The 20,730-nt window shown below is 44.3% G+C and carries 18 protein-coding genes; 10 read left to right on the forward strand and 8 right to left on the reverse strand.

The window, feature by feature from the left end:
• Positions 1-164: 164 nt before the first annotated feature.
• The 4 genes from manA to mngA form a co-directional block, all read right to left on the reverse strand.
• Entirely contained in the window at positions 165-1,352 is a 1,188-nt protein-coding gene (gene manA, locus AB4482_RS03265; protein WP_102393144.1) for a mannose-6-phosphate isomerase, class I, read from the reverse strand.
• Positions 1,353-1,354: 2 nt separating this feature from the next.
• The gene (locus AB4482_RS03270; protein WP_372180545.1) at positions 1,355-2,521 is read right to left on the reverse strand and encodes a glycerate kinase; all 1,167 of its coding nucleotides are present in this window, start codon (positions 2,519-2,521) and stop codon (positions 1,355-1,357) included.
• A gap of 45 nt (positions 2,522-2,566) precedes the next feature.
• Complete coding sequence (gene mngB / locus AB4482_RS03275) at positions 2,567-5,236, reverse strand: mannosylglycerate hydrolase (protein WP_372180547.1); 2,670 nt, start codon at positions 5,234-5,236, stop codon at positions 2,567-2,569.
• A 236-nt stretch (positions 5,237-5,472) separates the two neighbouring features.
• Complete coding sequence (gene mngA, locus AB4482_RS03280; RefSeq protein ID WP_372180548.1) at positions 5,473-7,407, reverse strand: PTS 2-O-a-mannosyl-D-glycerate transporter subunit IIABC; 1,935 nt, start codon at positions 7,405-7,407, stop codon at positions 5,473-5,475.
• A gap of 318 nt (positions 7,408-7,725) precedes the next feature.
• On the opposite strand from mngA, the gene AB4482_RS03285 reads away from it, so the two are divergent.
• From AB4482_RS03285 to dcuC, 4 genes are all read left to right on the forward strand, one after another.
• Positions 7,726-8,442 (forward strand): GntR family transcriptional regulator, encoded by a 717-nt coding sequence (locus AB4482_RS03285; RefSeq protein ID WP_372180550.1) that lies wholly within the window; start codon positions 7,726-7,728, stop codon positions 8,440-8,442.
• 232 nt (positions 8,443-8,674) lie between these two features.
• The gene (locus tag AB4482_RS03290) at positions 8,675-8,875 is read left to right on the forward strand and encodes a hypothetical protein (protein ID WP_080582262.1); all 201 of its coding nucleotides are present in this window, start codon (positions 8,675-8,677) and stop codon (positions 8,873-8,875) included.
• A 23-nt stretch (positions 8,876-8,898) separates the two neighbouring features.
• Positions 8,899-9,150 carry a hypothetical protein gene (locus tag AB4482_RS03295; protein ID WP_133151380.1) on the forward strand — a complete coding sequence of 84 codons (252 nt, stop codon included), beginning with the start codon at positions 8,899-8,901 and terminating at the stop codon, positions 9,148-9,150.
• A gap of 377 nt (positions 9,151-9,527) precedes the next feature.
• Positions 9,528-10,895, forward strand: a complete 1,368-nt coding sequence (gene dcuC / locus AB4482_RS03300; protein ID WP_017062608.1) for an anaerobic C4-dicarboxylate transporter DcuC — start codon at positions 9,528-9,530, stop codon at positions 10,893-10,895.
• A gap of 202 nt (positions 10,896-11,097) precedes the next feature.
• On the opposite strand, the gene AB4482_RS03305 is transcribed toward dcuC, so the two are convergent.
• Positions 11,098-11,730, reverse strand: a complete 633-nt coding sequence (locus AB4482_RS03305) for a response regulator (protein ID WP_017062609.1) — start codon at positions 11,728-11,730, stop codon at positions 11,098-11,100.
• Positions 11,717-13,447, reverse strand: a complete 1,731-nt coding sequence (gene narQ / locus AB4482_RS03310) for a nitrate/nitrite two-component system sensor histidine kinase NarQ (RefSeq protein WP_017062610.1) — start codon at positions 13,445-13,447, stop codon at positions 11,717-11,719. Before narQ ends, AB4482_RS03305 begins: the two co-directional genes overlap by 14 nt.
• A gap of 253 nt (positions 13,448-13,700) precedes the next feature.
• On the opposite strand from narQ, the gene napF reads away from it, so the two are divergent.
• The 6 genes from napF (at position 13,701) to AB4482_RS03340 (ending at position 18,342) form a co-directional block, all read left to right on the forward strand.
• Positions 13,701-14,180 (forward strand): ferredoxin-type protein NapF, encoded by a 480-nt coding sequence (napF, locus tag AB4482_RS03315; protein ID WP_017062611.1) that lies wholly within the window; start codon positions 13,701-13,703, stop codon positions 14,178-14,180.
• 23 nt (positions 14,181-14,203) lie between these two features.
• On the forward strand, positions 14,204-14,509 hold the full coding sequence (locus AB4482_RS03320; RefSeq protein ID WP_019824440.1) for a chaperone NapD: 306 nt from the start codon (positions 14,204-14,206) through the stop codon (positions 14,507-14,509).
• Entirely contained in the window at positions 14,506-16,995 is a 2,490-nt protein-coding gene (gene napA, locus AB4482_RS03325; protein WP_372055219.1) for a periplasmic nitrate reductase subunit alpha, read from the forward strand. The genes AB4482_RS03320 and napA overlap by 4 nt, the downstream gene beginning before the upstream one ends.
• Positions 16,996-17,120: 125 nt before the next feature.
• The gene (locus tag AB4482_RS03330) at positions 17,121-17,582 is read left to right on the forward strand and encodes a nitrate reductase cytochrome c-type subunit (RefSeq protein WP_017062614.1); all 462 of its coding nucleotides are present in this window, start codon (positions 17,121-17,123) and stop codon (positions 17,580-17,582) included.
• 29 nt (positions 17,583-17,611) lie between these two features.
• Positions 17,612-18,193 carry a NapC/NirT family cytochrome c gene (locus AB4482_RS03335; RefSeq protein ID WP_009845456.1) on the forward strand — a complete coding sequence of 194 codons (582 nt, stop codon included), beginning with the start codon at positions 17,612-17,614 and terminating at the stop codon, positions 18,191-18,193.
• 11 nt (positions 18,194-18,204) lie between these two features.
• Entirely contained in the window at positions 18,205-18,342 is a 138-nt protein-coding gene (locus tag AB4482_RS03340; RefSeq protein WP_010430103.1) for a TIGR02808 family protein, read from the forward strand.
• Positions 18,343-18,469: 127 nt separating this feature from the next.
• Here the strand turns inward: AB4482_RS03340 and phaC are convergent, their stop codons facing one another.
• Positions 18,470-20,296: a class I poly(R)-hydroxyalkanoic acid synthase gene (gene phaC / locus AB4482_RS03345; RefSeq protein WP_372180551.1), complete on the reverse strand. Its 1,827-nt coding sequence runs from the start codon at positions 20,294-20,296 to the stop codon at positions 18,470-18,472.
• A gap of 75 nt (positions 20,297-20,371) precedes the next feature.
• Positions 20,372-20,719, reverse strand: coding sequence for a phasin family protein (locus tag AB4482_RS03350; RefSeq protein WP_017062616.1), 348 nt, complete (start codon positions 20,717-20,719; stop codon positions 20,372-20,374).
• Positions 20,720-20,730: the final 11 nt, after the last annotated feature.

Below are 20,730 nucleotides of genomic sequence, written 5' to 3' on the forward strand. Positions count from 1 at the left end.
TTATATTTGCTCATTCTAACAATGAAAAAACCCGCCAGAGTAGCGGGTATGGTCAATAATCATGACTGTCAAAGACAGATAGGTAACAACCATCAATCCAATATTGAGTACCTCTTTACAGTGGCACTCTGACATTTCTTTTGCTGATCGCTAGCACGGGGGCACTAGTTAAAAGCACGAGCCAAAATGCCATTCCCTTGATATTGGTAAACACTTGAATTACTACTTACAAAGACCGATTCTCCGGGTTTAAGAGAAACTGTACGTCCTTCTGAAGTCACGCTCGCCTCTCCTTCCACGCAGAACAAGATCTCTGCGCTACGTAAATACTGTGACTTACTTTCATCGGTCGCAGACAAGATATCAAAGCCAAAGTCATCCACTGGAATCGGATAGCTCATCTTGCCCTCTTTCAATACAGGCTTAAGACGAATATCTTCTGGCTTAATCGGCTCAAAGATCGTGTTGTCGATAAGCTCAGGGACATCGATATATTTGGGTGTGAGACCCGCACGCAGCACATTGTCTGAGTTTGCCATGATCTCCAAGCCTGTGCCCTGAACATAAGCATGTGGGGTTTCTGCGAACAGGAACATCGCTTCACCCGGCGCCAATTCAACCGTGTTGAGCATCAACGGGGCAAACAAACCAATATCACCCGGATAGTGCTGTTTGAATTCAATGCTGTATTGCAAAGCTTCACGTCCCATCACCGTTTTAGCTGGTCGCGCATGTGCAGCATAAAGCTCATTAAGCGCAGACGCTTTGCGGTCACCTTCAAGAGACATAATTGCGCTAAAGAAAGACTTCAGAGAATCACTGTCGGCATTGGCTTTAAGCACATTAAGTTCAATCGCTAACGAAGGAATATCGGCTTCTTCGAACAAGGCAATAATATCGTCGATTGGACGGAAGCCATTCATCGCTTTGTAGAAGGTCAACGCATAAACTAGCTCAGGTTTGTGGTTTGGATCTTTGTAGTTACGATTAGACGCATTCAAAGGGATGCCAAGTGCATTCTCTCGCTCAAAACCTAATTCAGATTTTCGCTTATTCGGATGAACCTGAATCGACAACGGAGTTTCAGCGGCCAACACCTTAAACAGGAAAGGTAATTCACCGAAACGTGCCGCCGTGTACCCGCCTAAGACATCGATTTTGTTTTCATCGATCATGTGAGAAAGCGACTCACCGGTATCACCTACTTTTGAGCAACCATTAGGATGAGCACCCATCCAAATTTCTGCTTGCGGTTCTTGGTTTGGGTTCACAATACCAAACAGTTGGTTGATGGAGTCTTTGCTTCCCCACGCGTAGTTTTGAATAACGTTGTCGAGTTTAAATAGAGACATAATTACTTCTCATTAAAAATCTGGCTGCCAAGCTTGAGCGTGGCGGCGATATTACGGGCAGTGCGAGTCAGGTTTTGATTCGCTTCTGATAAAACTTGGTCTAAAGACTGAGGTGAACGTACGGTTCCAAATAAGCTAGACATTGAGCCGTAAAGCTTTTCAACGTCTTGCCCCAAAGAGCCCGCAATTCCAATGGTTGGAATACTCAGCTTTTGAGCTCTCTGAGCGATACCGAAAGGTGTTTTACCTTGCAGGGTTTGGTTGTCCATCTGCCCCTCTCCGGTCACGACCAGTGAAGCACCTTCAAGAACCTTATCTGCATCCAAAGCATCTAATACCATCTCAATACCCGCTTTAATTTGGATATTGAATGCAAGGCTTAACCCCAGAGGTGTACCACCAGCAGCACCAAAACCAGCTGTGTCACGATGATTAATACCCGTATGTGTTTGAGCGATATCGGCAAAGTGACCGATCGCAGTATCAAGTTGTTCAACTTGAGCTTGTGAAGCCCCTTTTTGTGGACCAAACACGGCACTTGCTCCACTTTCACCACACAGTGGATTATTCACATCACATGCGACCACGAACGTCACTTCGTTGCATCTCGGGTGCAGTCCATCAAGATCGATACTTGCTAATTGACTTAGTGCAGCACCGCCACCAGATAGCTCGTTGCCTTGCTTATCAAATAACTTGCCTCCCAACGCTTGTAAGATGCCAGCACCTGCATCATTGGTTGCGCTGCCGCCCAAACCAATAATGATTTGTTCTACGCCTTTATCTAGCGCATCTCTAATCAACAACCCGGTGCCGTAAGACGATGCTGTGAGAGGTGATCTTTCTTCTACGGTTAATCGGTCTAAACCCGACGCTTGGGCAAACTCTACCAAGGCAGTGTTTACGCTTTTGCCATCAACCTGTTGTACAAGTGAAGCCCAATAAGCCGTACATTCGCGACCGATTGGATCCGTCGTTTGCAGCTGTTGTTTCTTACCATTAAGCGCGTCTAGCAAGACGTCTACCGTGCCTTCTCCGCCATCGGCGAGTGGCATTTTCACAAACTCTGCGTGAGGGAAAACGTCAGCAAACCCACGCTCAATACAAGACGCAACTTGATGAGCGTCGAGTGATTCTTTAAATGAATCGGGGGCAATTACAATTTTCATTGTCGTTCACCATTCCCGCTCACCAAGGTGAGCGGGTGATTGAAATTAGAATTTGATTTGGAATGTTTTTGCTTGGCAAGATGCCAATTCACCAAAAGATAAGTCGCCAAAAGACAAGTCACTAAAGGTTTCAGATGCTACATCACCTTCGCGTACTCGCTCGTCCATGCTTGTCTCTTTCCAACTCGAAACGGTTTGAGTGAAGGAGATTGAATCTGACACTGAACCTGTTTCTGCCGGGTTGTAGACACGCATGATCAACGCATCTTCGTCTTCCGCTTTCTTCAGCACACTCAACACCGCGCCTGATTGTTGCTTAGACAGAAGGCTAAAACTCATAGGTAGGTTCTGCTCACCCACGTTGAGCTTCATCGCGTTGTAAGGGATCTTGTTGTAGCATTCGATTTGAGTGACATTGTCACGTGCTTGCGCCATGATGTTCGCGTCAATATGGTTACCAGAGAAACCGCACAACGTGAATTCACACACTAACTTACCGCGCACTTGCGAATCTGGTGTCGGAATCTTGATGCCTGATGGACGGCCTGGGCGAAGCAATAGCTCTTCTTTACCCAACACGCCGATACCACGGAACAGTGTCAGTGCGAAGGTATCTCGGTTTTCGTCACCTTGAGATGCAATCACCTCAAATTCACGTAGACCATTCGACATAATCGCCATGCCCGCTTTGCCGTTTTCTAATGCAGCGAAGTTCATCAGTTGGTAAACCGGAATCGGTGCTTCTTTCCACTTCTCTTCTTCCCAAACCGCCATAGCAGGGTCATTGGTTGGTCGAGTAATACAACCGAACTGGTTGTCTGCAACCACAGTTTCAGAAACGAATGGCGTTGGTACTAAGACACGTACACGGTGGTCGTCGGCTTGGTTGTCTAGTTCCATGCGTACTTCAATGCGGCGAGAACCTTGCTTCAATACCACTTGGCATTGCGCTTCAACGAATCCGTTTTGACCCGTGCGTTCTTCACGCTCTGCAAGGTTTGCAGGTACGTTCATTCGGAAAGCGATGTTCGCTACCGATTGGAAGCCTTGGTGGTCAATCGATGTTTCGACTGGGAACTCGTCTGAATACAGTAACCATTCTTGACGAGATGGAGAGTAATCGTACTCATCACCGTCATCAGAACCGTCTTCCAAACGAAGTACTTGGTCGAATACTTGCTCTGTCTCTTTATCGAAAATAGTCAGAGTACCGTTGTCGTTTACATTGATTCGGTAGTACTCGTTCTCTAGTAAGTAGTCTTTTTGTTCTGCAACTTTTACTGCACCCTTCTCGTTACCTTGGATGTGTAACGTGGTGAAGCCCATCGCTGGCACAATGCGTTTGATTTGAATATCAAACTCCATGAACGGGTCGTAGTTACCGTAGTGAACGATTTGACGGTCTACTTTACCCGGGTCAATTTGGCGCTTGTCTTGGATGAAGTACTCAACTAGGTTTTCGTTTTCATCAAAGATAGAGAACTCTTGAGCACGGATAGTGATAGTGGTGTTAACCACTTCTTCACGCTCGTATGGAGAAAGGTTGAACATCGCCAGTTTGTCGCAACCTTCACGATCTGGCATGTGGTCAACAATCTTACGCTTGTAGAAGTGAATCAGGTTGGTCGCCATGTCGTCAGCAAGGATGTAACGGTTTAAGATTTCAGCGTGTACCTTGTCTGAACAACAGCAACCAATAGAGTCATGAGCGTGGTTCTTCATGCTCTCTTTCCACATTTTCTCAATCAAACCGTGGTGGTATTCAAAACCTAATGTCCAAGCGATAGACGCTAGCGGTTCTAAGATGTTTACAATCTTGTTTTCGATTTCTGCGTGGATCAGTTTGATGTCCATACGCGTAGAAGAGATCGTACGGTGAACACGCATGTATTTACCGTCGTTGAACTCGCCTTTGATTGTGTCGAGTTGGTCGCGCGCCGCTTCTACTTTCTCGAACACTTCTTCGTAACGGCTCATTGAGAATTCACGATCTGGGTAGATTTCGCGAAGCTTGTCCATTACTTCAAAGATGTCTTTTTGAATCGGCATTTGGTCGTGGCCGTTCGGTAGCAAGATATCTTTAGTCACCGAAGGCTTTTCTAGCACTGGGAAGTACTTATCTAAACGAGCACGCAAGCCTTCTTCGTCTTGTGGAAGGTATTTACCAATCGCGTAACCCAGCGGAAGCACTTGTGCCGTTACTTCACTGCCGTCATTAGACTGCCATAAGAATTCTGTTTTGTTGGTGCCATGACGCTCTGAACAACCACGCCAGAACATTGCACGCGTGATGTCGAAGCCGTTGTAGATCATTGGCAGCTGTGAGCTCATGCTGAATGAATCTGGTAGGTAACCAATCTTCATTGCATCGCCAAACTTCATACAGTCACGAATACCATACATCATGTTGCGTACAATTGACTCACCAGAAACTTGCATTGTGTCGGTTTGAGAATACCAAGGGCCAATAATTAACTTGCCCGCTTCAACCAATGCTTTTACGCGCTCTGTGTTTTCTGGTTTGATTGCGAAGTAGTCTTCTAAAACGGCGGTTTGACCATCTAGAACGTAGTATTTGTATTCTGGATCGCTCTCCAGACGGTTCATGATTTCTTCCATGTTGTTCACAAGAAGAATACGAGACTCTTCTGTTGTGAAATACCATTCACGATCCCAGTGCATGTGAGGAGTAATATGTACGCGTGATGTAGTCATAATCATTTACCTAAATGTGTCGCTTCGAGTAAAACTAAAGTTCGAACCCAAATACGACTAAATTAAATTTTTTCAAGGGGTTAAAATTGGCTGCCACTAAATTTAGGGTGCAGAAAACCACGCCCAGAATCTGTGTGAATAAAACCGTTAGGAGCACAGGTATTTAGGACAGCCAGTTGTTTGTTATTTCTTATATATTGATTTCGTAGTGAGTTAGGAGCTAACTCAAAATTCAGTTAGTTCTGTGTTGCAGTACTTGCTTCAAACTTACCCTTTTTTACAGCGTGACCACGCCACATCAGAAGAGTAATGGTTGAAATCACTGTGCCGACAATCGCAGCACCGAACCAGATAGCAGCAGCAGAGAATGCGCCCAAACCGGAATCGTGTAACAAGAAGATAGAGAAGATACCTGCGCCCGGAGTCGATAGACCAATACCTGCCGCACCAACCATTGCACCTGTAACCACAGAGCCTAGTAAGAATGAACCGATTACACGGATTGGATCTTCAATCGCCATTGGGATTGCACCTTCGGTAATACCCGCTAGGCCAAGTAGCCATGTAGATTTACCGGTTTCAATCTCAAAGTCTTTGAATAGGCGTGGAGCAATCATGGTTGAAGCCGTTACGGTGAACGCTGATACCATTTTTACTGAACCAAAGATTGCGTATGGGCCATAAACACCGTTCGCCATTGCACCTAAACAGAATGCGTAAGCGGCTTTGTTTACCGGACCACCCAAGTCGAATGATACAAACAGGCCAAGAATCGCACCTAGAAGCAGAGCGTTAGTGCCTGACATACCGTTCAACCAATCCGTCAGACCTTGGTTTAGGAACGCAACAGGTTTACCGATAACAAACAGCATTAAGCTACCTGCTACCAAAGTACCAATCACCGGGTAAAGGTAGAAAGTAAGGAAACCGTTAAATGCAGGGCCCAAGCGAACATGCTCTTTCACCCAGCGCATCACGTAACCCGCAATCAAACCACCAACGACACCACCAAGGAAACCTGAACCAATGATGTTTGCTGCAATACCTGCGGCAAAACCAGGACCAAGTGCCGGTTTATCTGCTAATGAGTAAGCTGTGTAAGCCGCCAGTACTGGCACCATCAATGTACCCAGTAGGCCGCCACCTAGTTTGCGATACATCCATAGCCAAGAATCTTTTGTTGCGTAGAGCTCTTGCAGGTCAAAAATTTGCGCGATAAGAACAGCAACCGCAAGAACAGTACCACCAGCAACGATAAGAGGAACCGCGTAAGAAATACCAGAAAGCAGTGCTTGTTTAAGCTCAGTTTTCAACGGTAGTTTCTTCGGTTTGTCATCGGTAGCAACTTTACGTTCTGCACCGTTACCTTTTTTCGACTCTTCAATCGCTTCATTAAGAATGCGTTCACCGTGCTTAATCGGTTCTGCAACTGGGGTTTCAACACGAGGAATGCCATTAAAGCGCTCAGATTCTTTAATCGCAACTTCAGCAGCAAACACACACGCTACAGCATTATTAAGTTGTTCCGCAGTTAAGCGATCTTCAATACCGTTTGCGCCCTGCTTTTCAACATGAACCTTGTAGCCAAGCTTTTTGCCGGCTTTTTCTAGGTATTCTGCCGCCATATAAGTATGAGCAATACCTGCAGGGCAAGCAGTAACGCATACAATTGTCGGTGCATTTGTATCTAAGTTGTCTTGTTTTTCTTCTTGTTGATTGTCGCCATCAAGAAGCGCGAAGATTTCATCAGCGGTTGTTGCTTTTAATACTGCTTCACGAACATCGTCATCAACCAATGTGGTTGTCAGTTCGGTCAGCAGGTGCATGTGGGTAGAACCCGCTTCTGCATTTGGAATGGCAATTAGGAAGATAAGATTCACATCTTCGTCTTCATCTAGGCCTTTCCATTTCATGTCTTCTTTCAATGTTGCAACAGCGAAACCAGCTTCTTTAACCGCGTCAGTCTTGCCGTGCGGTACTGCTAGGCCTTCGCCAAGCGCTGTCGGGCCTTGCTCTTCACGAGCAAATACTGCATCAAGATACTCTTGTTTGTTGTGCAGTTTGCCTTGCTGATTCAGTTGGTCAGCAAGTGCGTAAATCGCTTCTTCTCGACTGCTAAACGTAGTTTGCAGATTTACGAGCGACTTATTCGTTAGAGTAGTAAGTTTCATAACCTTTGTCCCATAGTCACAGATTAGTACGACAGTCGTCCCTGTCGACGAGATGAATAATACAACCTCAAGACATTTAATCCGTGACCACGATCTCATCAATACATATTTGTATTTAATTTGTATTTAAAACTGTATTGGTAAATCCTTTAAGAAAGCTTGTTATGTATCGTTTAATTTGTATTATATGTACTACAAAACGCCGATACGATGCTCACACTAACCTTTAAAGCAAAGCTTATATAGAGCAAATTTACGTATTTAAGGTACAGGTTGTTAATCAAAGTCTAGTTGTCCTAGCGCACAAATGAGGCAAAAATGGCAAGACTCCCTATGTATCGCCAAATCGCCGATGCAATAAGAGAAAAGATCAGTTCTGGAGAATATAAAGTTGGAGAAGCACTCCCAACGGAAGCGCAATTGCGTGAAGTATTCTCGGTAAGCCGCGTAACGGTTAGGCAAGCACTGAAACTACTGATCGAAAACGATGAGCTTGAAAGCGTTCAAGGCAGCGGCACTTACGTAAAAGAGAACAAGATCAATTACGACATCTACAAACAGTCGAGCTTTCAAGAAAAGTGGGCGCATTTGAATGTGGTTACACACAGTGAAGTTCTGGCCTTCGAAATGAAGCCGTGTTCTTTGGCGATGTCTGAACATTTAGATATCAAAGAAGGCGAATTGGTTTTCTACGTAAAACGTGTTCGTTTCATAGACAACAATCCAATCACGGTTGAAGAAACTTGGTTACCTGTTGCTCTATTCCCAGATCTCACCTATCAAGTGATGCAGACATCAAAATACGACTTTATTGAGAACACCAAAGGCATGGTGATTGATCGAAGTGAGCAGGAATTGGTACCGATTCTTCCGCCTGAAGACGTTGCTAAACAGTTAGGTATTGACCCTGCTCAACCGATTATTGAAAAACGTACTCGTGGTTACCTAGCTAACAACACAGTATTTGAATACAGCCGCAACTACTTCACATCTAACGATTACCGATTCACTTTGGTCGCCAGACGCCAGAGATAATGCTCATCAGCGAGTTTCGATAATAGCAAAATGACCAACACAGAGAGCGCCTTGTTCTCTGTGTTTCTATGCTGTTAACTCAATCATAAAACCAACTTTCCTACCCAAATATTCCTAAACCAATATCAAGTAACCTCACGAAAGATCATTCACATTCATTTAAATACTGTTCTGGCGCTTTGACCATAAACTAAGCGCCAAATTACAAGAACAACAGTCGACAGGAATGCAGATGAATACCAAACAACTTGAGGACGCTGTAAGTGAAGTGAGCTTATTCAATCAGCACCTCCACTTAATCCAATCCGTGCATACCATTCCGACCCCAAAAATGAATTGGGAGTCGATTGCGATGGAACCTGCGCCGACAATGCCAACGGTTCGATTCGATCACTGTCTACTCATCAGACTAACACTTAGTTCGTCGTGTTAAATCACTTTATATACAAAACCATTATGTCGAAACACACTATCTCACGAACATCGCACCCATTAGCAAATACAATTTCATACACACGATTCCTACCAAAGCTACCTTTAGTTCTAATCGCTTTCTCTATGCCCCTATTCGCAGAAGAAGTTGAAGAAGTGGTACTCGAGGACGAAGTCGTATTAAATGAAGGTTCTGAGTTAAACGAAGAAGCTGAAGAATCGCCTTATTATAACTTGTGTTTTAGCGCTTACTTATGGGAAGTAAGTAGGCGTTAAACATAAGTAATCTTTAAATGTAAGTAAGCTTAAAAGCTAAGATTCTCACCTCTTTACTCCGATAAATACCCACTTCGTTACACGTTTCCTTCCAAAGTACAAAAAATACTCGCGATTTATAAAATAACACCACCATATGCAAATAGAACAACCAAAGGTGATCCAAGTTATATTCTAACAAGCCACAAAATTTGTTTATTAACATCTAAACAACAGTAGTTATTCACGATTTACAACCACAATTAACATCGAAAAAAATGTTTGTCTTAGATCATATCAACCTCAACTATGCCTCGTGCCACAGTGCAGTTTTCTGTACATTCATTGTCATATTCTGAAACACTTTCTTATATTTTTTAAACTTTGTGGAGATTTCTATGTTAGAGCTCTTGATCGGATTAGTGATTACTATTGCTGTTGGTTACTTTATTGTAAAAGGCTATAAAGCGGCGGGTGTATTACTAACTGCTGGCCTTGCCCTACTTCTTATCACCGGCCTTATTGGTCACACAGTCTTACCAGCTAAGGTAGCTTCAACAGGTAACATGGTTACCGACTCACTAGAATTTGTTAAATACATGCTTCAGTACCGCGGGGGCGGCCTAGGCATGCAAATCATGCTTCTTTGTGGTTTTGCTTCTTACATGACGCACATTGGTGCTAACAACGTGGTAGTGAAACAGTTCTCTAAACCGCTTGCTGCGATCAAATCTCCCTATGTACTTCTTGTTGCGGCTTACATCGTAGCGTGTCTGATGTCTCTAGCAGTAAGTTCTGCAACGGGTCTTGGTGTGCTATTGATGGCAACCCTATTCCCAATGATGACGGCAATGGGTATTTCTCGCCCAGCGGCAGTTGCAGTTTGTGCGTCACCTGCAGCCATCATTCTTTCACCAACGTCTGGTGATGTGGTTATCGCGGCAGAAAAATCAGGCATGTCTCTTGATGTGTTTGCTGTTCAAACGGTACTGCCTGTTTCTATCTGTGCGATCATCGTGATGGCGGGTGCGGCTTTCTTCTGGAACAAATACCTAGATAAGAAAGAAAACACACCAATGGAAAAAGTAGACGTTTCTGAAATCGAAACAACGGCGCCGGCTTTCTACGCTGCACTTCCATTCCTACCTATCATCGGCGTTTTCCTATTCAACGGTCGTACGATTCCAGGGCTTTCACTTGATATCTACACTATTGTGGTAGGTTCTATCTTCGTAGGCGCAGTTATCGATTACGTTGTTAAGAAGTTTGACGGCGAGAAAACACTAGAAGATCTAGACTCTTGCTACCAAGGCATGGCTGACGCGTTCAAAGGCGTGGTAATGCTGTTGGTTGCGGCGGGCGTATTTGCTCAAGGTCTAATGTCTATCGGTGCAATTGATAACCTAATCGGTCTTGCCGAATCTGCAGGCGCAGGCGGCATCGCATTGATGCTTATCCTCACAGGTCTAACGGTTGCTGCGGCAATTGCGACAGGTTCAGGTAATGCACCTTTCTATGCATTCGTAGAACTGGCTCCATCATTAGCGGCGAAAATGGGCTTGAACCCAGCGTTCCTAATCATCCCAATGCTTCAAGCATCGAACCTAGGTCGTACAATTTCACCAGTATCTGGCGTAATCGTAGCGACTTCTGGTATGGGTAAAATCAGCCCATTTGAAGTCGTAAAACGTACGTCTGTACCCGTAATCTGTGGTCTTATTACGGTTATCTTCGGTACGCTTGTATTGGTTCCAATGTCGGCGTAAGCCTTAAGTTTCTAATCTCAAAGAACGAAGAACAAACGAACACCAATACTGAATATAAAATGCGTAAACAAAAAGGCGCTGAACTTAATAAGTTCAGCGCCTTTTTTAATGTCACTTTCTCAACATCGTTAAAACTATCGAGACATGTACAAAATGTATAAACAGTCAGGCTTGAAATAGTGTTATCTCAAAGGAACAAGCCCTACTTCATTTCACCATAGCGTTCTAGATACAGAACCGTTGCAGCGGTACGGGAAGGCACTTGCAGCTTTTTCAACAAGCTTTTCATATGTACCTTAACTGTCGATTCAGAAATAAACAGGTGATCGGCGATCTGCTTATTACGGTAACCTTTCGCGACTTCTTGAAGGATCTGCATTTCACGTTCAGTCAGTTGTTCGAAGATATCATTGCGGCTTCCAGCATCATTTAGGTAACGAGCAACCACACTGCTGTAAGCCTTGTCACCGCTGTGTGCTTGCTTAAGCAGTTCAATTAACTCATCGGGTTCAGTGTCTTTCAACAAGTAGCCATCAGCGCCTGCTTTTACAATCGCTTCAATGTCTGCAGGGCTATCAGAAACCGTTAGAATAACAATGTTTGCGCTAGAACCGTCAGTGCGAAGTGCTTTCAAGGTATCTAAACCAGACATGCCCTTCATATTGAGATCCAAAAGGATCAAATCAGGTTCTTCTTCATGAGCAAGAGCAACCGCTTCAGTGCCGTTACTTGCTTCTGCAATCACTTCGAATTCGTCTTCAAAGCTCAGTAATTGGCTTATACCTCTGCGCATCAATGGATGATCATCAACCAGCATTACTTTACAAATCGTCAACTTTAACTTCCTTCAAACTTTTATATTTCAATATGACTGTACAGCCTTCACCTTGCGCCGCTTCAATCGTCAAGTCGCCATTCAGTCTTGCCGCACGCTCCTGCATAATGCTCATCCCGTAGTGGTTCACCTTGGAACTACTTGAGTCAAAGCCATCTCCATTATCTTTTATCACGACTAATACTTCACCGTCCTCATCGATACAGCATACATCTATCAAGTCGGCATTGGCGTGTTTTATTGCATTTATTGTTGCTTCACGAATCAATTGAAGCAAGTGAACCTGACTATGCGCATCAAGCTCGATCGATGAGAGATTATTAGTGAGGTTAATCTTCGCATCGGTTCTCTCGCTGAGCGCCTCAAGCATGGTACTTAAGGCGTCTCCAAAGTTGCCCTCTTTAATGGTCAACCTAAATGTGGTGAGTAGCTCTCTTAACTGGGTATAAGCGTCGGCTAAGCCGTTTCCGATCTCAGACGCGATTTGTTCAGATTGCTCTCGGTGCTGTTGCTCTGGCAGTTTGCCAATCACACGCTTTAATAGTGTAACTTGAATTTTCAAGTACGACAGTGATTGAGCCAATGAATCGTGGAGTTCACGTGCAATCGTGGCACGCTCTTCCATGATAATAAGCTGTTCAGCTTTCTTTTGAGCACGATTGTAGTAGATCGCTCTCGATAGCAGTTGAATGAAGCTTTCGATCAGAGCTTTAGTTGAGTGCCCGTGGTGATATGAACAGTATAAATAGCCGAGAATAAGTTCGTTATCGTCGAGTTTCATCTCAAACTTTTCGTAGTCTAAATTCGAATCGTAACCTTCATCCATAATCAATGAACGGCCTGAGTTATCGACAATCTCGAGCCTCAGTGATCCAATCCCTTCCAAGCTCACGAGATGCTGCAAGATAGCTCGGAAGTTTTCAGGAGCAATACGCGTCACCGTGAGCTCTTGTGACGAGTTATAAAGTGCCTGCAGCGACTGGTTCGCATTTTGCAGCTCAATCGTCTTTGCATCCACCACATCTTCAAGGTTTCGATAAAGCACGCCTAAATCTTTGGCCATCGAGTTGAAGGTTTTGGTCAAAATGCCCATTTCGTTGTTACTGGTCACCTTGAGTTCTACCTCGAAGTCGCTGTTTTTGATTCTTTGGCTCGCACCGACAAGAGCATGTAGCGGTTTAACAACCTGTTTACGTACAAAGTGAACAACAAAAAGAGATATGACCAGAATCCCACCAAGGCCGATACCACCAGCCCACGCTAACTTTATTAACTTGTCTTCAGAGAACTCTTGCAGCTTATAAACGAAGCCATCGATTTCAGCCACGAAGTTTTCAACCAACACGAGATAGTGATCGCGCTCTTCGCTATTCAAGACCTGTTTTAGCTCATGCCAACGGCCGATAATTAAATAGTAATCTTCTGTGATGTCTGTCGGAACATTCCAACTGACCAAATTGGTCATGGATGGCGAGTAAAGAGAACTTTCGAATTCACGAATATGAGATTCATAATCGACAGATTCTATTTGAATATCATGGGCTAAACGGTAGCTTTGCATTCGCATTGAACCGGCCACGTTAACCGCTTCCGCATCATTCAAACTTGAAGCCAAAGTAAAGATGGCAAAGCCAGTCGTAGCAACCGACAACAGCAGTATAGAGAGCAAAGATTTTGCTATCGTACTTGTTACAGATGAAACCGGTTTTATAAGCAAAAGTGCCTTCCTATTGATAAATGACTTGCCAGCGATATCGTATTGTCACACATCAAAAATCATAGCTCCATTCAATATGTGATCACTCGCTCCGTAATTTATTGATCTAAGACAATATATGCCCCCAATTAGCCCTTAGGGGGTATTTATACAATTGTTTCTAAAACTACACTACTTGTGAGGACTCATTACAAGATATTAATAGAATAATGACCTACAATTACAACATCTTAGTAACATCTATAGGTATCTAGTGGTAGATCTATCAAAACGCCGTCTTTTTTCAAGACGAAAAGTTGACTCAAGCCAGATTCGTTTGCCTTGGATTGACAGCCTAGAAAGCTTTACAGATGACTGTACTCGCTGCGGTAAATGCATCGAGAGTTGTGAGACTAAGATAATCATTGTAGGCGATGGTGGTTTTCCCACTGTAGATTTCTCTATTGATGAGTGTACGTTCTGCTATCAATGTGCAGATGTTTGTCCCGAACCCATTTTTAAGCCAAAGCAAGGAGAGCCTTGGCAAGCAAAAGCACAAATCTCTGATAAGTGTTTAGCGCAACAAAATGTTGAATGCCGAAGCTGTGGTGACATGTGTGAACCTATGGCCATTCAATTTGAACTTAGAGCAGGCAGTGTTGCTCTACCAAAAATCGAGTTAGATGAGTGTAGCGGTTGTGGGGCCTGCGTAGCAATTTGCCCTACTTCGGCTATTCTTGTGAGTAATGCATAAAACAAAAATAACGAGAGCAATTTATGGCACTAAATGAAGTGCATATATCAAGTTTAGTCGTGCATGTGAGCCCAGAGCATCTAGACGAGATCAAAGCACAAATCGAGCAATTCGATAATGCAGAGATTTACGGCAGCAGCCCTGAAGGCAAAATCATCGTGGTCCTAGAAACCGAGAACCAAGGTTTTGTAACGGACACCATCGAAGAAATTAATAATATTACGAACGTTTTAGGGACAGCTTTGGTTTATCACCAAATCGAGACTGGACTGGACGAAACGGATTTAGAAACTGGAAGCAACAATTCTCAACTTGAGGGTGAAGTATGAAAATGACAAGACGTGCGTTTGTGAAAGCAAACGCAGCTGCATCAGCGGCAGCCGTTGCAGGTGTAACTCTACCGGCAACAGCAACCAACCTGATTGCTAGCTCTGATCAAACAAAAATCACGTGGGATAAAGCGCCTTGTCGTTTTTGTGGTACGGGCTGTTCAGTACTAGTAGGTACTCAAAACGGTAAAGTGGTTGCGACTCAAGGCGATCCAGAAGCTCCTGTAAACAAAGGCCTTAACTGTATTAAAGGCTACTTCCTTTCAAAAATCATGTACGGTAAAGACCGTCTTGAGACTCCTCTACTTCGCATGAAAGACGGTGAGTTCCATAAAGATGGTGATTTCGCACCCGTATCTTGGGACAAAGCGTTCGACGTGATGGCTGAGAAATGGAAAGCTTCACTGAAGAAGAACGGTCCAACAGGTGTTGGTATGTTCGGTTCAGGCCAATGGACAGTAATGGAAGGCTACGCAGCCGTTAAGATGATGAAAGCGGGTTTCCGTTCAAACAACATAGATCCAAACGCTCGTCACTGTATGGCTTCTGCTGTAGTAGGCTTCATGCGCACTTTCGGTATTGATGAGCCAATGGGTTGTTACGATGACTTTGAACACGCAGACGCATTCGTACTGTGGGGTTCAAACATGGCAGAAATGCACCCAGTACTATGGACTCGTATTACAGACCGTCGTCTAAGCCACCCACACGTTAAAGTAAACGTACTGTCTACTTACTACCACCGTTCTTTCGAGCTTGCAGACACGGGTTACATCTTCAACCCTCAGTCTGACCTTGCGATCGCAAACTTCATCGCAAACTACATCATCCAAAACGATGCGGTTAACTGGGACTTCGTGAACAAGCACACGAACTTCAAGCAAGCAACGACAGACATCGGTTACGGTCTGCGTGACGATGATCCACTACAGAAAGCAGCCGCAAACCCTAACTCAGGCGAAATGACTGCTATCTCTTTCGAAGACTACAAAGCGTCTGTTGCTGAATACACAGTTGAGAAAGCGTCTGAAATGTCAGGTGTATCTCAAGAAGACCTTATCAAGCTGGCTAAGCAATATGCCGATCCAAACATCAAAGTAATGTCACTTTGGACTATGGGTATGAACCAACATACTCGTGGCGTATGGATGAACAGCCTTGTGTACAACATCCACCTTCTTACAGGTAAGATTTCTACTCCAGGTAACAGCCCATTCTCACTAACTGGCCAACCGTCAGCGTGTGGTACAGCGCGTGAAGTTGGTACATTCGCTCACCGTTTACCTGCCGATATGGTGGTTGCTAACCCTAAACACCGTAAAATTGCAGAAGATATCTGGAAACTTCCAGAAGGCACCATTCCACCGGTACCCGGCGCTCACGCTGTTCTTCAAGACCGTATGTTGAAAGACGGTAAAATCAACGCTTACTGGGTAATGTGTAACAACAACATGCAAGCGGGTCCAAACATCAACACTGAACGTCTGCCAGGTTACCGTAACCCAGATAACTTCATTGTATGTTCTGACCCGTACCCAACGGCAACAGCTCAAGCGGCTGACCTCATCCTTCCAACAGCAATGTGGATTGAGAAAGAAGGCGCTTACGGTAACGCAGAGCGTCGTACACAAGCATGGTACCAACAAGTGAAAACTGTAGGTGAAGCTAAGTCTGACCTATGGCAAATCATGGAATTCTCTAAGCGCTTCACTATTGAAGAAGTTTGGGGTGAAGAACTGGTTGCGAAAATGCCTGAGTACCGTGGCAAAACCATGTACGACGTGCTTTACAAAAACGGCAACGTTGATGCATTCCCACTGTCTGAAGCTCAAGAGCTTAACGACGATGCACAAGCTCAAGGTTTCTACGTTCAAAAAGGTCTATTCGAAGAATACGCAGCCTTTGGTCGCGGCCACGGTCACGATTTAGCACCATACGATCGCTACCACCAAGTTCGTGGTCTACGTTGGCCTGTTGTTGACGGTAAAGAGACACTATGGCGCTTTAAAGAAGGTTCAGATCCATATGCTAAGAAAGGTTCTGATTGGGACTTCTACGGCAAACCAGATGGTAAAGCACTGATCATCAATGCACCATACGAAGCGCCACCTGAAGTACCAAACGATGAATACGATATGTGGCTATGTACAGGTCGTGTTCTTGAGCACTGGCACACAGGTACTATGACTCGTCGTGTACCAGAACTTTACAAAGCAGTACCGGATGCACTTTGTTACATCCACCCTGCTGATGCTAAAGCTCGTGGTCTTCGCCGTGGTGATGAAGTTCTTATCGAAAACAAACGTGGTGAAGTACGCGTTCGTGTTGAAACTCGTGGTCGTAACCGTCCACCACAAGGCTTGGTATTCGTACCATTCTTTGATGCAAGAATTCTGATCAACAAGTTGATCTTGGATGCAACGGATCCTCTATCTAAACAGACGGATTACAAGAAGTGTCCAGTTAAGATCACTAAGGTCGCTTAAGGACAATATGTTCTTACCACTTAGCTCGTAGATCTGACGTTTTTAATATTGCGACTGCTTTTTTCGTTACTTTTTGAAAGAAGTAGTCCACTCAAAGAATTAGCCTTTAGGCGGAGAAATTAACCATGAAAAAACTGATTACTGCCCTACTATCAGCTGGTCTTTTGCTAGCTGGTGCAGTTCAAGCTGAAGCTGAACTGGATAACCCAGGCGGCATTGGTGGCGTAGAATCTCTACGTGGTGCAAGTGAACTTGAAGCAACTCGCGCAGCAGATGACTTCAAAAAGTTCCCTCGTGACCAAGTACTTGAGAGTGACTACGTATACCAACCACCTCTAGTGCCTCATACTATTCGTAGCTATGAAGTTTCTCTTAACGCTAACAAGTGTCTTTCTTGCCACAGCTGGAAAAACGCAAAAGAAATGGGTGCTACTAAAGTGAGTGTAACTCACTACATGAACCGTGAAGATGCGGTACTTGCAGACGTATCACCTCGTCGTTACTTCTGTCTACAGTGTCACGTACCTCAAGCTAATGCTAAGCCACTAGTTGAGAACGAGTTCAAACCTGTAGATTCACTGCGTTAATCGTAGCCGGACTGTAAGAGAGGCTATATATGATAAAATTACTTAAAGCGTTTTGGAAAAGACTTGCGACACCAAGCAAAGCAGCCGTAGGCGTTGTTTTGTTCTTGGGTTTCTCGGGTGGTCTTTTGTTCTGGGGTGCATTCAACACGGGTATGGAGGCAACCAACACGGAAGAATTCTGTTCTGGCTGTCACGCACCTATCGTTGCTGAAATCCAAGAGACAATTCACTACTCTAACCGTTCTGGTGTTCGTGCTATCTGTTCAGACTGTCACGTTCCTCATGAATGGACAGATAAAATTGTTCGTAAGGTTCAAGCATCTAAAGAGCTATACGCACACTTTATTGCGAAAACCATCAATACTGAAGAAAAGTTCAAAGCACGTCGTGCTCACCTAGCGGAACGCGAATGGGCTCGATTGAAGAAGAACGATTCACTTGAGTGTCGTAACTGTCACCAGTTCGATTACATGGACTTCTCAGAGCAGAGCCCCCGTAGTGCGAAACAACACTCGACTGCGCTAGCTTCTGGTGAAAAAACGTGTGTAGACTGTCACAAAGGTATTGCACACAAACTACCAGACATGCACGGCGTTGAAGGCTGGCAATAAGGAGCGATTGAATGAGTACTTTAGAAAGCGTAATTTGGCACATCCTAGGTTACAGCGCTATGCCAGTTATCATTCTTGGTGGCTTTGCAGGTGTTGCAGCCGTATCTCTTTGGATTTTATCTATGGGTAAAGACAAAGAAATCGATTAACAATCGAGATTCCATCAACTTCTACCAGATAATTCTGATATGAGTTGATACGAAAAAGCCACTGATTTCAGTGGCTTTTTTATTATCTGACGTTGTGTATCTTTATAATTGAATGTGACTTAACGCCCTAAGCTTCGTTTTCTGGCGCTTCTTTCTCTGCGGTCTCTTTATCAACCTGCTCTTGATCGACAATCGGCAGCACCTGTTTTACATAGTTGCCTGGCGCTTTGCCAATCACAGGATTAAGCTCTGAGCCTTGATTGAAAGGTTCGATTTTTTCGTCAGTTTCAAAACCTTGTAGCCACTGATTCCAGTGTGTCCACCAAGACCCCTCATTATGAGTCGCATTAGTTAGCCACTCATCCGCCGAGTCGTCTAGGTTGTCATTCAGCCAGAACCCGTACTTCTTCTTATCTGGATGGTTAACAATACCCGCGATATGACCAGATTCACCAAGCACGAACGTCTTGTTGCCACCGGTATTCAAGGCACCACGGTAAGTCCCCTGCCAAAGCGCGATATGATCTTCTTTCGCTGAAATGAAGTAGCTTGGTATTTTTATCTTATTGAGATCAATCCAGACACCGCCTACTTTCACGCCTTTGTCTTGAACAAGTTTATTCTCAAGGTAAAGCTCACGCAGCAAGAAATTATGGCATTTAGCTGCAACGTTAGTGCTGTCACTGTTCCAGTACAACAGATCAAACTCCATTGGGCTGCTGCCTTTTAGGTAGTTATCAATGTAGTAGTTCCAGTACAGGCTGTTTTCACGAAGCAAACTGAATGTCACGCTTAATGAACGACCATCCATGAATCCTTTAGCATCGTTCTGTTTCTCAATGGCGTTAATGATCGTTTCATTGATATATGCGCCAACCTCTCCCGGCTGAGAGAAGTCTAATAGAGTCGTAAAAAAGGTCGCAGTTTTGATGCGTTTCTTCATTCTTTTAGCAGCATAGTAAGCGACCGTTGAAGCGAGAACAGTACCACCAATGCAGTAACCTGCAGCATTGATTTGCTCTTTACCCGTGATATCTTCAATTGCCGTCACGGCTTTCGCTACGCCTTCCGTGACATAGTCACCGAACTCTAAGTCTTTTTGCGCTTCACCTGGGTTGCGCCAAGACATCATGAAGACGCTGTGCCCTTGCTCAAGCAACCAACGAACCATTGAGTTCTTTTCACGAAGGTCGAGAATGTAGTACTTATTGATGAATGGAGGAACGATCAACAAAGGCGTGGCGTTCACCTGAGGTGTTTTTGGGTAGTATTGAATAAGCTCGAACAGATCATTTTGAAAAACGACATCACCTTCCGTGTTCGCAACATCAACACCTAATCGGAAGGCATTATTGTTGGTCATACGGATCTTGAGGATATCCGCGCTCGCTTCAACGTCAGCTTTTAGCTGCTCTAGCCCATCTAGCAAGTTCTCACCATTGCGCTCAAGCGTTAGCTTCATCAACTCTGGGTTAGTCGCAATGAAGTTACTAGGAGAAAGAGCATTGATAGCCTGACGTGAAAAGAACGCCACACGTTCCTTGGTTTTCTCGTCTATGCCTTCGATTGAATTAATGGTGTCTATATAGCTTTTGCTGAATAACAAATAAGACTGCTTGATAAAGCTGTAAAACGGGTCATTTTTCCACGCTTCATCAATAAAGCGTTTATCACTGCGCTCTTCAGTAATGACGCTTTCGGTATTACCCATCAGTGCGGCATTTTGCCAAATCTTAAGTTGCTGTTCCCACCACTGGGATTGTAACTGAAGGAGAACGGCGGGTTGGTTAGCGGCTTGCTCGAAGATTTTTGACGCATCATCAAAATTCAACTCTTGCATCGCTTGATTTAGGGGAGATTGCGCGGCTTCCTTGTTTTGTTCAAAGTTTTCCCACCATTGCTGGTTTGTTTGTTGAAGTTTAACAAGGTAGTCCGAAAAGAAGTGTTGAAACATAACATGACTCCAATAATCGGAAAATCGCCACCGAGCCTCACAGTAAACACTGTGCTGACTCGATGGCGATTTTATTTATGCAGGTGTAACTGTTTTCAAGTTTTCAGTTGTTAGTGTTTCAACATCTTCTTTGAACTCTTTTGCAGCAGCTTGCATTTTTGAGCTATCACTCATCATCTGTTGAGACAATTGAGTTAGCGCTGCTAGTTGCTGGCTGTTGAACGCCGTTAGGCTAGTCACGTCTTTGATTTCAGTCACTGCTTTCATTTGCGCAAGACCCATGTTCGTGTAAGTCTGCATTGCATTCATTTGCAGTTCTGTCATCGTTTGGACGTTCTTTGCAACCAACTTGTTGAACTTTAAGTACGGTTCAAATTGCTTTTCAGTTTGGTCAGTAATTGTTTTGAAAATATCCGTGTACATAAGTAACTCCT

Source organism: Vibrio sp. 10N.222.55.C7 (genome assembly GCF_041473335.1).
GTDB lineage: Bacteria > Pseudomonadota > Gammaproteobacteria > Enterobacterales > Vibrionaceae > Vibrio > Vibrio crassostreae_C.